The sequence below is a fragment of the Allocoprococcus comes genome (assembly GCF_013300725.1).
GTDB lineage: Bacteria > Bacillota > Clostridia > Lachnospirales > Lachnospiraceae > Allocoprococcus > Allocoprococcus comes_A.
Genome location: NZ_JAAIMM010000006.1, coordinates 124,929 through 137,419 on the forward strand (window position 1 = coordinate 124,929; position 12,491 = coordinate 137,419).

The 12,491-nt window shown below is 34.3% G+C and carries 17 protein-coding genes; 2 read left to right on the forward strand and 15 right to left on the reverse strand.

The annotated features are described in order from the left end of the window. Window positions 1-17: 17 nt before the first annotated feature. The 12 genes from G4407_RS05070 to G4407_RS05130 form a co-directional block, all read right to left on the reverse strand. The gene (locus G4407_RS05070) at window positions 18-536 is read right to left on the reverse strand and encodes a GrpB family protein (protein WP_173687988.1); all 519 of its coding nucleotides are present in this window, start codon (window positions 534-536) and stop codon (window positions 18-20) included. Window positions 537-552: 16 nt separating this feature from the next. After that, window positions 553-807 carry an inorganic diphosphatase gene (locus tag G4407_RS05075; protein ID WP_201856662.1) on the reverse strand — a complete coding sequence of 85 codons (255 nt, stop codon included), beginning with the start codon at window positions 805-807 and terminating at the stop codon, window positions 553-555. A gap of 65 nt (window positions 808-872) precedes the next feature. Then, a complete protein-coding gene (locus tag G4407_RS05080; RefSeq protein WP_173687989.1) occupies window positions 873-1,307 on the reverse strand; it encodes an NUDIX hydrolase in 435 nt (144 codons plus the stop codon). A gap of 49 nt (window positions 1,308-1,356) precedes the next feature. After that, window positions 1,357-1,515: a hypothetical protein gene (locus G4407_RS05085; RefSeq protein ID WP_173687990.1), complete on the reverse strand. Its 159-nt coding sequence runs from the start codon at window positions 1,513-1,515 to the stop codon at window positions 1,357-1,359. A gap of 50 nt (window positions 1,516-1,565) precedes the next feature. Next, window positions 1,566-2,492, reverse strand: coding sequence for a GNAT family N-acetyltransferase (locus G4407_RS16860; protein ID WP_179963102.1), 927 nt, complete (start codon window positions 2,490-2,492; stop codon window positions 1,566-1,568). Window positions 2,493-2,503: 11 nt separating this feature from the next. Next, window positions 2,504-2,986, reverse strand: coding sequence for an NUDIX hydrolase (locus G4407_RS05100; protein ID WP_173687991.1), 483 nt, complete (start codon window positions 2,984-2,986; stop codon window positions 2,504-2,506). 310 nt (window positions 2,987-3,296) lie between these two features. Further along, complete coding sequence (locus G4407_RS05105) at window positions 3,297-3,659, reverse strand: type II toxin-antitoxin system HicB family antitoxin (RefSeq protein ID WP_173688005.1); 363 nt, start codon at window positions 3,657-3,659, stop codon at window positions 3,297-3,299. After that, a complete protein-coding gene (locus G4407_RS05110) occupies window positions 3,643-3,900 on the reverse strand; it encodes a type II toxin-antitoxin system HicA family toxin (RefSeq protein ID WP_055054195.1) in 258 nt (85 codons plus the stop codon). Before G4407_RS05110 ends, G4407_RS05105 begins: the two co-directional genes overlap by 17 nt. Window positions 3,901-3,985: 85 nt before the next feature. Further along, window positions 3,986-5,032, reverse strand: coding sequence for a hypothetical protein (locus G4407_RS05115; RefSeq protein WP_173687992.1), 1,047 nt, complete (start codon window positions 5,030-5,032; stop codon window positions 3,986-3,988). 40 nt (window positions 5,033-5,072) lie between these two features. Further along, window positions 5,073-6,119, reverse strand: a complete 1,047-nt coding sequence (locus G4407_RS05120) for a DNA adenine methylase (RefSeq protein WP_173687993.1) — start codon at window positions 6,117-6,119, stop codon at window positions 5,073-5,075. Continuing rightward, on the reverse strand, window positions 6,104-7,756 hold the full coding sequence (locus G4407_RS05125) for an N-6 DNA methylase (RefSeq protein WP_173687994.1): 1,653 nt from the start codon (window positions 7,754-7,756) through the stop codon (window positions 6,104-6,106). The genes G4407_RS05120 and G4407_RS05125 overlap by 16 nt, the downstream gene beginning before the upstream one ends. Continuing rightward, the gene (locus G4407_RS05130; RefSeq protein ID WP_173687995.1) at window positions 7,746-8,111 is read right to left on the reverse strand and encodes a helix-turn-helix domain-containing protein; all 366 of its coding nucleotides are present in this window, start codon (window positions 8,109-8,111) and stop codon (window positions 7,746-7,748) included. Before G4407_RS05130 ends, G4407_RS05125 begins: the two co-directional genes overlap by 11 nt. A gap of 152 nt (window positions 8,112-8,263) precedes the next feature. Between G4407_RS05130 and G4407_RS05135 the strand changes: the two genes are divergently transcribed. Next, complete coding sequence (locus G4407_RS05135; protein WP_173687996.1) at window positions 8,264-8,515, forward strand: helix-turn-helix domain-containing protein; 252 nt, start codon at window positions 8,264-8,266, stop codon at window positions 8,513-8,515. Between the two features lie 2 nt (window positions 8,516-8,517). After that, a complete protein-coding gene (locus G4407_RS05140) occupies window positions 8,518-9,792 on the forward strand; it encodes a protein NO VEIN domain-containing protein (protein ID WP_173687997.1) in 1,275 nt (424 codons plus the stop codon). Between the two features lie 126 nt (window positions 9,793-9,918). On the opposite strand, the gene G4407_RS05145 is transcribed toward G4407_RS05140, so the two are convergent. The 3 genes from G4407_RS05145 to G4407_RS05155 form a co-directional block, all read right to left on the reverse strand. Next, window positions 9,919-10,308 (reverse strand): TnpV protein, encoded by a 390-nt coding sequence (locus G4407_RS05145; protein WP_173687998.1) that lies wholly within the window; start codon window positions 10,306-10,308, stop codon window positions 9,919-9,921. A gap of 10 nt (window positions 10,309-10,318) precedes the next feature. Further along, the gene (locus tag G4407_RS05150) at window positions 10,319-11,845 is read right to left on the reverse strand and encodes a coiled-coil domain-containing protein (protein ID WP_243868763.1); all 1,527 of its coding nucleotides are present in this window, start codon (window positions 11,843-11,845) and stop codon (window positions 10,319-10,321) included. Window positions 11,846-12,159: 314 nt separating this feature from the next. Continuing rightward, window positions 12,160-12,387: a DUF5348 domain-containing protein gene (locus tag G4407_RS05155; RefSeq protein WP_071144561.1), complete on the reverse strand. Its 228-nt coding sequence runs from the start codon at window positions 12,385-12,387 to the stop codon at window positions 12,160-12,162. Window positions 12,388-12,491: the final 104 nt, after the last annotated feature.

Here is a 12,491-nt window from a genome sequence, read left to right on the forward strand (position 1 = left end):
CTCTGCAAGGGAAAAAATTATTGGTTATCAAGAATAAGGTCTATCATATCTTGCTTTCCATTAGTGTATGCTACTCTATCATCTGCATACTTACTTTCCAGTTCTTCCTTTACCTTCTGATACTGCAAAGCCATATTCTCATTATCATTTAGATAATCTCTGAAATGAATATAATTTTTCCACTCAGTTCCGTTCCATTTCACAATATGAATATGGTGCATTCTTGTATCATTTTCCATATCGCCCATTACATAAAGAAGCTGACGTTCCACATCTGAACCACGATAAAATATTCCCACTTGTCGTAATTGCTCATTATGTAACATTACTTTATCAAAATCAGTTACCCCAACGACAATATCAATAATCGGTTTTGCTTTAATTGCCGGTATTGCTGTACTTCCAATATGCTGTATATCAATAGCATCATCTCCTAATATAGATTTAAGTATTTTGATTGTTTGAATGGCAGCCTCATCCCACTGTTTATCATGTGGTTCAAGCTGCACTATTCCTCTTTTTAATCCTAATGACATAGCAATCTCCTTAATATTACATCACAATTTCACTGTCGAAATATTGTTCCTGAAAATGAATCTGTCTCCTGATTTCTTCCTTTGAAAAAGTTACTCCGTCTGGTACAACTACCCACTTTTCTTCTATATCGTCTTTTCTCCGAACAATGGCAATAATTTTACCTGTAAACTTCTTTACTGGTTCATTTACACCTAATATATAAGCGTCCTGCTCTTCTCCATCTGGTGCCATAACTCCTTCAATGTAACCATAATTTATTGGATAATACATATCCTTATATTCAGGATGATAACTTCCTAATGGTCTATCGACTGTGACAGTTACTGTTGCTCCAATTATAGAATTATTTTTACCTGTAAATACTTCTCTATCAATTTCGGCTGTATCAACGGATATGTCCAGTTCTCAGGCAACTCATCCATAAGCACAACTTTCTCCATTTCGCTATGTAATTCTTTCGCAAACTCTGTTATCTCCGCAAAACAAAGCAGTCCAAATGTTTCTTCACCGGTATCATTTGCTCTAGTCTTACCTATCACCGAATATATGCATATTGGTTTTATCTCAAATTTGATAGCTCCAGTCTCTTCCTGCAGCTCCCTTTTAGCTGTTTCTAAAATATCCTCTCCAGCTTCTCTATGTCCTCCCGGCACTTCGTATGTATCTCTTTCTTTATGCTTGCAAAATACCCACTTGCCGTTACTCTGTGAGATAATCACTGCAAATTTCAATAGTTCATCATTAACTGTATCATAAAATTTTACTTCCATCACTTTTCCCCTTCCCATTCCAGCATTAACTCATTCAGAAATTCCTGCATTACAGCCTGTCTGTGTTTTGCCAGTTTCCTTCCCTTATGCAAACCTTTATCATTGGCATTAGAGATATTGTAAATTCATATGGTGCAACACATCTTAACATGCCATTTTTTACACTATATATAGCCTTTAAGCTATCACACTTTATTGAAATATCCATGTTGCCTCCTAACTGCAATGTAATACCTTTCACCCCTCAGTTTTTTGTACTTACATATCTATCCACTGTATAAACGCTGTTTTATCCGTACTATTGTAACCAGCATTTCTATAGAAATTCAATGTACTCTCTTCCTTTGAACCAGTAAGTAACATCATTTTATAGCAATTATTTTCCTTGGCAATATGTTTTGCATAATTTAAGCAATCCGTAGCATATCCCTTCTTTCGGTAATCTACGTGTGTTACTACATTCTCCACAAAAGCATATGGACGAACATTTCTTGTAAGATTCGGAATAACCACACATACACATGATGCAACTATCTTTCCATCTACCTCACAAACAATCAAATGATGATTGTTGTCATTCATTATATTTTCCCACGTACTCCTTAACTGCTCAGATTCTTCTGGTACGCTCTTTTCATGCAAATATAGATATAAATACAGTATTTCAGTCAAATCTTCTTCTTTTGATTCTCTTACCACCACAATTGGCACATTGTTAGCACCAATATTGGCATGTAGCACAAATCTTTGATTAGGATACCCAAATTCTTCAATCAACTCATCCTCTTCAAAGCCAAATTTCTTATATAAATTTCTAGGTGCAATTCCCTTAACATCGTTCTCTCTAAATGTGGACACAGTTATATCTTTATCTCGGTCAAGTTTATCAAGTGCCTCACTCAAAAGCATCGAAGCAATTCCCTTTTTTCGATAAGCCGGATCAACAGCCAGACAACATATCATATTATGCTTTCTTGAATACAAAAGCACGCCAACAATATCTTCTTCATTCTTCACGCACAAAGCACGCTTGTCATTCATAAATTTCAAAACAATTATTTTGTGTTCTTCTATACTCTGCTCCGTCTCTAATCCCGGAAAATTCCAACCTACTTTTCTAACTAATCGCATCCATGAATTAATATCTGATGGTCTGCCCAATTCTACCTTTATATGTTCTATCATCGAATTTCTCCTCATATCTGTTTTGAAACAAAATGTACAATTTCTTTCCCCGGCTCAAGAATATATGGTATCAACTCCAAAGGATATACCTTAGTACCTTTCTTTAAATCCTCTAGCGGAACCCAGCAGAAATCCAAATCAATTCTCTCATTATTCAGCTCATCATATCCATGAAACACTCCATCTAATGGTATATTATCATCAACCAGATGCACATTATAATATAAGCATATCTGATGACACGGTCTCTTACCCCATGGAAAATATATTTCTCCAATAGCCAGTAAATTATCTACCTCAATCTTAGCATGAATCTCTTCTTCAAATTCTCTTTTTAGCGTTTCCATACTTGTCTCCATAGCCGCAACATGTCCACCAATAATGGCATAATCATCATTCTTCGGACGCTGTAACAAGATTTTACCATTATGTTTCAATATACCGCCAACTCTGTATGAAAATACAAAATGATCATTCTTAAATAAAATATCCACTTAACCACCTACCAATCATTACCTTGAAATACATATCATATTTATACATTGCTCCTCACACAAATAGAGCCAAACTAGAGCCATTTGAGAAAACAAATGCCGGAAGCCCGCATAAATACAGGCTTTCGGCATTTCTGTCCGTTATTCGAACTCGGCAAATTCAAAGATATTCTTAAATATATTTGTTTAGGTTTTATATCTTTTTTGCCATTATTTTATTTCTGTTGCATATATTATTTTGGCTCGCTGATTTTCTGTTGCCAATTTGTTGCCAACTTATTGTAAGTGGTGTAAATAAGTTTGACATCATTTATTTTGAGAACACTGCATCATTTCTGGAAAGAAGGTACACACAATACTGATTCATGCTGATTCCTTCTCTCTGAGAATGTTCTGCCAGTGATCTGTGCAGACTTCTCGGAATTCTCAATTTAAACTGTCCAGAATAGTCTTCCAAACTGTCTGGTTCATTAATCTCTACACCATCTTCTAATGCAGCTTCAATCCATGCTTTTTTTGCATCCAGTGCATTTGCTACCGCACTCTCCACTGTCTCACCACAAGTAATGCAACCAGGCAAATCCGGATAAGAAACCACAAATCCGCCTTCATCTTTGTCTTCCACAATTTCCATACGATAGGACATTGCCATATAATCATTCAGCGTCTTCATCATTCTTCGCCTCGCTTTCTACAATCTGCCTTACCATTTCTACATATACTTTCTTGATTGGTTCGTGCTTTGGTATTGTAATTGGCATACACCCTTGTTTTCTGAAAGTGTAATGACTGCTTCCACTTCTTGGTGCATTCATTTCGTATCCATAGCTTTCCAATACCTTCCGTAACTCATCAAACCGGAGGTCTTTCGATAAATTGCATATACGTGTTATCAGTTTATCCCACTTTGACATTTGTTATACCTCCTATTCATATTATATGTGGTATCGCATGTGGTGTCAATTATTTATTTATAAACAAGTCGATTCTATACATATATCAAATGCCATTGCCTTTCCATAATGAAAAATCAATATGATATTCTTCTTCATTAATCCAATATGTTATTACCTGTAATAATATCTGTATGTTTTGCTTTTCAAAAAGTATTTTTAATAATTTATCTGGTTCAATATGTTCTCCATTTTCAGTTGCCTCAAATACTATTGCATATTCTCGTTGAGTATTGCGTAATGTTCCCGCCAATTCAAAACTTTTTTGTTTTGCAATAGTAACAGCCTTTTCAACTCTTTCAACGAAACATTTAACCTCATCCCTAAAAAGATGTGCTAAAAAAATCATAACTTCATAACAACCATCTGTTTCTGAAAGAAATTCTGTATGCTCTTGTAAAACTAACGCATATCGTCTAAATAAATCATAATACTTTTTATTTTCTGAAATTCCATTTTCTCCATATCGTTCATACAAATATTGATGCACCAAGGTCTCATGTCTCTGCGGCTTACTCACAAAAAATCCAGTGGTCATTTCTGTAAGTAGAAAATCGATTGATCCGTTCCTCTCATAAAAATCTTTTCTCCACTTTATATATTCTATTATTTCAATAGGAGCTATCAATTCCTTACACATACATTGAAAATCATCTATTGACATACAATTAACATTTAATCCTTCAGACGTATGGCTTCTAAGTAAATGTTCATATTCAGATATATTTTTATTTTCAAATATCACCAGCGGCACGATTTCTGCGTTTGGATTAATTTTTGCTTTTCTTCCTCTGGCATTGTAAAATTCTGCTTCACTATTTTGAATATACACAAGAGTATCTTTTATCTGTTCTTTTGCCTTTTTACATTTTTTCTTTAGCCATCTTTCTTCTATATTTTTATCTTGCGTCCTATCTTTCTCATTTCTTTCTTTTAATTGAATGGCTAATACAATGTCTTCAAAATTAATTATTAAATCTGCCAATTCAATCTCAGTTCCTCCCTTGGGAGTAAATTTTAAATCAGCATAAACAAATTCCTTATAGAAAAAATTTTCAGCAAAAGAACTAAGTAATTTTTCTGATTTTGTCACTGCATATCACTATTCCTTTTCTTATTGTAATATCTTTTCTTCAATCCGCTTTCCGAAGCTTTATCATATATTCATTTAGTTTTAATGGTAATTTACTTTGATTACTCCTGAATCTACTATAATCAATAAATTCAACATCTACTTCTCCATACTTTTTTAACAGTTCAACTAACGTTTCTAATGGAAATAAACCATCCTCACTGTAGCTAATTATAAAATTCCTACAATTCATTTCACTTACAACTTTTTCAAATGATTGTAAACCTTTTGTCTTTGTACAAAATTTAGAATGTTGATCCCACCAATCTCTTAAACCGCTTTTCCCCTGGGCTACCGGATAGTCTCCTCGTGCAATAGTTTCTAATATATGATAATTTGCTGCATATTGACGTTTTATATATGGTGGATCCATGTAACACAAATCTGCCGTAATATCTTTTGCAATATCTTCAGCAAACCCCTGTATTACTCTATTATTTTGAATATTTCCAGCACTAAACTGAACAGGTAACAATGAAATGGAATCCAATGCATTTCTTTTCAATTCCGATAAATAATAACCATATGTACCTGATATATTTGCAACTGTATTAACAGCCATAATTAATGAATGCTTCAATACAGCTTCTTCTTTCTCTGATAAACTGTCTGAGGCAATCCAGTCATTAATCTTTTCTCTGATAGCATCAATTTTACATGCATTTTCCGCCGAAAAATACTTTCGACTTGCCACACCATTCGCTGGAGTTCCAGCTGGTGAAAACTCACGAAAAAAATAACCTTCAATAGGCTCCAAATTATTCAGATAATCTAACACCGATAAATATTTATTATCATAGCATGAAGATATTTTCAATTTATCAAAGGTCGGTTCTCTATCCATCATAATCTGAGTAATTAGATGCCATTTTGAATATGTCATCATATCAGATGCAATTACAGCATAACCCATTTTCCTATATTCTGCTGCTACCAGCCCTGTTCCTGCCATCAAATCAACAACTGTACCTGTTTTTCCTATCATTTCTTGTGTACTAGCCATAATATATGGTAGTAATTTTTTTTTATTTCCTATATATCTATACATTGTTCTAATTCTTCCTCAGTAAATTTCATATTATTTATAGCAGACAAATTAGGTAATTTATTAATCTCTTCCATAATCATCAATACCTCTTCTCTGGAGATATCATATAATTCAATTACCTTTTTTTCCAATTCTAAATCTATCTTTCTATCATAACCAAATAATAACTTTCGTGCAAGTTGACATATTTCACCTGTTAACGAAGAACTAACATATTTTTTTAGTGGCAATGAGAATATGATTTTTTTGGTTAAGTAGGGATGTGATTTCCATTCATTTTCTCCATATTTTTTTAAATAATAATAATAAATCACTCTTGAATTTAAAAGTGCTAAATAATATTCTATAGGATCAGAATTTTTTCTATCAATATATTGACATGAGTATACTGTTTGGCTAATATATGTACTTTCCATATCTAAAAAGGCATTTATTCCTAATCCTGTTTTTCGAATTACTATTTTAGGTGGCATATACAACATTGCATTTTTATAATTTATACCTTGAATTCCTAATCTCAAATACCTATTTCCACTCAATCTATATCTATGTAGATTTTCTCCTACATAAATTTTTTCCATATCATATTCTCTCGTTTCTGATATCACATTAATAACTCTACTATCCAAAAAATCAACTTTTCCTCCACAGTTAGAACATATTTTGTTTTTAGAAATTTCTTGTTTTTTTGTATATCCTTGTGCAAAATTACAATGTTTACATATCACTGCCTTTCCTGACTTTGAAATCTCAACTCCCCGGCCAAAACTAAATATTGTATTCCAGTTAATTTTATCTTGTTCTAACTTCTTTATAAGTTTTTCTTCATTTTCATATAAGTCAACATCAAAGAGACATTCTTCCGTCTCAATAAATCTTCTTTGCTTTTCTTCATGAACACCATTTAAAAAACAATCCATTAACTTCACTTCATTATTTAAGACCTGTTTTCTCTCTTTTGTTCCAAGTCTAAAACATTTTGTTTTAACATTGTTCGTCGGTAATTCATTTTCTACTACTATAATTGTTGTAGCTCTATTTACATTCGGAAATATTTTTTCCCCTAACCGTGCAATAACAAGAATATGTGTTTTTTCACATAGCATTTTTCTCAATTTTATCGCATCATCGGAAAAAATAGAATCCGGCAAAATAAATGCAGCTTTACCACCAGTTTTCAAAATTTTAAGGCTCTGTTCTATGAAGAGAAAATAATTATCATATTGTCCATCTGCCAATGTATATCCTTCTTTTATCAAATCCTCTTTGTTATATAAACGTTCACAACTCCATGGTGGATTTGCTATTAAACAGTCAACCTTTCCTATCTTTTCACACCAATATCGTAATGTATTTTTTTCCTTTGCTTGAATTAAAAAATCACCTTGAAAATAACTAATATTCTGTCCATTATTTATCTTATTTTCCTCAATCACATGCTCATCTACATCAATCCCAATATAGTTATTATTTCCTGCACACTTCATTTGCATTGCTAAAAGCAACGCACTTTCCCCACAAGCTGGATCCAATATTGTCAACTCTTCCATTCCATATTCCATATATAATAACTCAGCTGTAAAATCTGCCAATTTTTCAGGGGTATAAACAATTCCATACTTTTTCTTATCTAGCATTCTTTCCTGCCTCCTCAGCTATTTGTTTTATTTTTTTCAAATACTCTAATTCTACAGGACTGTTATTTAACGCCCTAACTACTTCAATAATTTCCTCGTGTTCTAAAATATATTTTGTCACATCTGCTGGAATACCATTTCTTTCTTTAGCTGCAAGATCAAAAAACAGTTCTCTTTCACCCTCATGAAATTCTAACTTATCCGCCAATGAAATTAAAATCGATTCTTTGGGAGCTGTTCTCGCTCCTTTTTCTATATCAAGTAAATATACATAAGAAATTCCAACTTCTTTTACTAGTTGAGAAGCATTTTGCCTACTCCTAATTAAATGTAACAGTTCACCAAATGTTTTCATATAAGACCCCTTATAAACTAATTGCTTATAGCTTTTTGTTTATATTAACATATATTTTTTTTCTTTGCAATTAAAAAAATTCAAAAGTGAACCATTATCAGTCCGTTATTTTATGGTCTGTGTTTTATAATGTCATAAAAGGAGGAACGTACATGATTCAGAAACTAAAATCAAACAAGGTATTGGGGCAACGTCTACGCACATTAAGGCTAGAAAATGATTTTCATGTAGTAGAACTGGCAACAGCGATGCAACTTAGAGGTTGTAATATTACACGAGAAACTCTTGTAAAAATCGAAAGTGGAAAAAGACACATAACGATTAAGGAATTAATTGCTCTCAAAGAAGCCTTAAATGTAACCTATGAACAAATTTTTGACAACTTACTCAGTGAGGAGGAATAATTATGGAATATGTATCTGCCATTTTATACCACAAAATCCAAGATTCAGACTTTACAAATATGTATGGCATTAAGAAGCCTTCCGGTGGAGGTGGACAAACCTACATTCAAGCTGCCGGATATGATTTTTCAGAATTAGACAGAATGTTTGCAGAATCTGATATCATAACGGATACTCTTGAATTTTGGGACTCTGAGAAAATTTTTCCTCGGAAAAAATATAATTTTAATGCTATTGCTATAGGATTAAATCAATCAGCAGAAATCGAATTAGCTCCAAGAACCGGACGTAAAGATTATAGAATCTCTCGTCAAGGATTAAATCACCGTCACCCAGCATGGAGTCCTTCCAATGGTTTTCCAGAACCAAAACGAATTTCTCCGCTTCCTTCGTCTGGATCAATTTACGAATATGAAAAAAATTATCCAGGTATAATTGATAACCTTTATATATATATTCTAAAAACTGTGTCCACCGAAAAAAATGTACACTACTACGCTTCATTTATCAATACCGATTCAATGCCAGCTAATTGGCCAACTGGTCTTGGGCTAGAAAGAATATTCAAAAAGCAATCCAGACAAGGTATTATCTTTTTTGATGGACTTTATATAAGATTCCGCAATAACCCCGATTGTCCATTTGAATCTGGTTGTGTTGCAGACTTAGATATTGAAAATGTAATACTACCACCAGATATTGCGACAAGTACAGAAGACGCTGTTGAATATGCACATAATAAAGTTTCTATTAACATTGATTATAACTCCTTAGACTTTATTCAAATTCCAGTTCCCTCAATAGCTCATCGGGCCAAAACATACTCGACACATATACGTAAAGATTCCAATTATTCTCGAAGAGAGCAAAACAAAAAAGCAATTGGTGATATTGGTGAAGAAATAGCTCTTGCTTTTGAAAAGAATAGATTATTAAAATTAGGGAGAATGGACTTAGCTGATAAAATAGAACATGTTGCCAAAACCAAAGGAGATGGTTTCGGTTATGATATACTTTCCTATGATGTTATAAATAATGCTGTTGTCGAAAAATATATCGAAGTAAAAGCCACAACTGGAAACAGCACAAAACCGTTTGATATCTCCGCAAATGAAGTGGCTGTTTCAGAACTGTATCCTGAACAGTATTTTATATATCGTATATTTAATATCCATAACCTTATGCAATCCGCATCATTTTATGTGATGAAAGGATCCGTCCGTTCAAACTTTAGCCTTGAACCAACTTCATATAAAGCATATCCAAAATCTCTATAATCAAATACATGATAAAAACTAACAAATTGGTTTAATTCCAGTTTGTTAGTTTTTATCACTACTTCAATTTTTCTATACTTTAAAGAAGATATTATCACATTTATCTATAATCTTCCAAATCGATTTTCAACAATTTTTTTCTGCATACAATATATCCTTTACTACAATCTCCTCAGTGCAGGCCCGGATATTGTTCATTTTCCCAACCCATGCCATCTGATCCTGCATCTTCAGTTCTTCCGTCACTCCCTGCTTTTCTTTCATCTGCTCTACCAGTCTTTCCATCATCTGATTACAATCCTCATCAATCTGATGCAGATGCTCATTTAACTTCCCAGCAAGTATCAGTTCCAGATATAATTCTTTCCGATGCTCTTTCAAGTATGATTTTCTCAACATTCCATACTTTCCAATCGGATACTCTGTCTCTTCCGGGAGGTACAGGTCTGGATAATACAGACCGTCCTCTCCTAAAGTATAACTGATTCCATTTTCTCCCATAATGTGTTTCTCCATGATTGTCCTCCTATCTTGCTCCCCGATCTTTGTTCTGACTACGGGTATGCTGTTTATTTTTCTGTTCATTCTGTATTTCTTGTTTCTTTTCTGTCAGCTTCGCTCTAATACCATGTGCTACTGGCTCTTTGCCAGTTTCTTTCTTCCATTTTGCTATTGCAGTTCGATACTCGCTATACTCAATTTGAGAAGCCTTAAAATCTTTTAAAAAATCCTGTACACTTCTATAACCGATCTTCTGCACAATCCTCGGAAGGTAATCTTTCATATCTCTGATCTGGCTTTTCAGTTCATCAATTTCTTTCTGCAATTCTTTTTTCTTTCTTCCTTTAAACCATCCCGTGACCTCTGACAGTTCTTTCTTCTTTGCAGAAAGCTGTTTTTGTTTCTGTTGAATTGCACCGTTTTGATCTTCCAGCTCTTTATTCACTTTAAATAGTTTCGGATACTTTGATGCAAGCCTCGTCATTTTAGGTTGTTCCGGTTCTGCCTTTTCTTCTTTTGTTGTCTTGACTGCTGCCGTGCTATTTTCAGCAACATGCTTTGGGTGTTCTGTTTCCGTTTGCTCTGTCTGTTTTGGCACTTCCCTGGGTTTCTTAAACAGCACACTTGCTATTAAAAACTCCAATGCCTCAACAGCCACTGTTACAACTCTGGAAAATAATCGTGGTCTGTTTCCACGCCGGGCAATTGATTCCCTGATTGGCTCCGTGATTTCTTTCCGCTTCACTTCCATTATCTTCGGTTCCGGCACTCCACTAATCAACGCCATATCAACAGCTCTGTTCCATTCCCGGCGTTTTTGGTTATCTGCTTCTATTTCCTGTGCCTTCGGATTATTTTTTCCGATTTTCTTTGTTGCAAGATAAACACTGCCACGCTCAAATACCTGTAGTTTCTGTTTATCGTCCTGCACATAAATATTGATTAAATCTGTATAAGAATGCTTTACCTCATCCAGAAATGAATTGCTCTTGAAGCGTTCATCTTTCGCAGTAAACAGCTTCTTCTCATAGACTTCTCCTTTCTTCACAATACTGCAGCCTTCCCGAGTCTCGCCATCTTCTCCTAATATCTCTTTCTTGGTTCGGACATGTTTTCCATTTTCATCATAAAACATATTTCTGCTGGCAATCTTAATGATTGGTTCATCCAGTAGTTTCCGTTCTGCAAATATCAAATGAATGTGATAATTGGTCTTTCTTTTATTGTGGTGCAAAGCAGCAATACACTCTGTTCCATAATTCTGTTTAAAATGATTTGTAAAAAGCTGCAGCAATCTATCCGGCTGATATTCTGTAAAACTCTCTGGCAAAGCAATGATCAGTTCTCTTGCCTCAATACATTTTCCTTCTGTTCCACTTTTTGCAAATTCTTCCTGATTACATTTTGCAAGTTCCCGCCAGAATTTCCGTTCTGTGGTTTCATAAACTGCATAGAGGTTTTCCTGTTTTGCATGACTGGATATATAAGTGATCCTGCCTTTTACATTGCTTAGTTTTGTCATTTGAATAAATGAATTTCTTCCGATAGGCATTTCCTCCTTGTCTTCGGCAAAGTAACTTCTGCCATATTATTTGTGAGTGGATGCATTGACATCCGTTTACGAACTAACTGCCATTTCCGGCACAAATAGCTCCCAGCAGGGCGAAATATCCTGAGTACAAATCTTTGATTTGTGCGATGGGTGTATTTCGCTCTCAAACGCCGAGGGCTTTGTGAGATACTACTTGCTTATGCCATAACTTGTCTTTAGTTTTTTATTTTGGGCGTATCCGCCCTCTTTTTCTGCCCGTATCCGGGCTTATTTTTTCACTAACAACAAACCGACTATTACTCTTCTTGTCTGCTTTATTCCGGTATCCTTGCCCGTACATACTCCAGATCTCCGCAATACGGTGTTCCAACCAAATACCATTCTCTCGCCAGATTCATTTCCATTCGTGTCTTTACCCACTGATCATCAACTAGAACTTCCAGACATTCTCCGCAGTGAAATCCTGGATCAATCCATAAGTCTGATGACAATAATCCATATCTTTTGTTATAACTGTTGTAACCTAATCTTCCTTCTCTCATGGTGTCATTCTCCCTTCATTTATTATTTCCGCAGGGACGCCCTGAATCAGTAATGCCAGTTAGCTAAAATTGGAATAAAATAGTAGGTATCCTAAAGTAATGGT

Bases quoted from the DNA above. Each gene is read 5' to 3' on its own strand.
- G4407_RS05135 (WP_173687996.1), top strand. From the start codon at position 8,264: ATGATTCAGAAACTAAAATCAAACAAGGTATTGGGGCAACGTCTACGC.
- G4407_RS16860 (WP_179963102.1), bottom strand. From the start codon at position 2,492: ATGATAGAACATATAAAGGTAGAATTGGGCAGACCATCAGATATTAAT.
- G4407_RS05125 (WP_173687994.1), bottom strand. From the start codon at position 7,756: ATGCTAGATAAGAAAAAGTATGGAATTGTTTATACCCCTGAAAAATTG.
- G4407_RS05130 (WP_173687995.1), bottom strand. From the start codon at position 8,111: ATGAAAACATTTGGTGAACTGTTACATTTAATTAGGAGTAGGCAAAAT.
- G4407_RS05105 (WP_173688005.1), bottom strand. From the start codon at position 3,659: ATGAAGACGCTGAATGATTATATGGCAATGTCCTATCGTATGGAAATT.
- G4407_RS05150 (WP_243868763.1), bottom strand. From the start codon at position 11,845: ATGCCTATCGGAAGAAATTCATTTATTCAAATGACAAAACTAAGCAAT.
- G4407_RS05085 (WP_173687990.1), bottom strand. From the start codon at position 1,515: ATGGATATTTCAATAAAGTGTGATAGCTTAAAGGCTATATATAGTGTA.
- G4407_RS05070 (WP_173687988.1), bottom strand. From the start codon at position 536: ATGTCATTAGGATTAAAAAGAGGAATAGTGCAGCTTGAACCACATGAT.
- G4407_RS05120 (WP_173687993.1), bottom strand. From the start codon at position 6,119: ATGTATAGATATATAGGAAATAAAAAAAAATTACTACCATATATTATG.
- G4407_RS05080 (WP_173687989.1), bottom strand. From the start codon at position 1,307: ATGGAAGTAAAATTTTATGATACAGTTAATGATGAACTATTGAAATTT.
- G4407_RS05155 (WP_071144561.1), bottom strand. From the start codon at position 12,387: ATGAGAGAAGGAAGATTAGGTTACAACAGTTATAACAAAAGATATGGA.
- G4407_RS05140 (WP_173687997.1), top strand. From the start codon at position 8,518: ATGGAATATGTATCTGCCATTTTATACCACAAAATCCAAGATTCAGAC.
- G4407_RS05145 (WP_173687998.1), bottom strand. From the start codon at position 10,308: ATGGAGAAACACATTATGGGAGAAAATGGAATCAGTTATACTTTAGGA.
- G4407_RS05110 (WP_055054195.1), bottom strand. From the start codon at position 3,900: ATGTCAAAGTGGGATAAACTGATAACACGTATATGCAATTTATCGAAA.
- G4407_RS05075 (WP_201856662.1), bottom strand. From the start codon at position 807: ATGTATTATCCAATAAATTATGGTTACATTGAAGGAGTTATGGCACCA.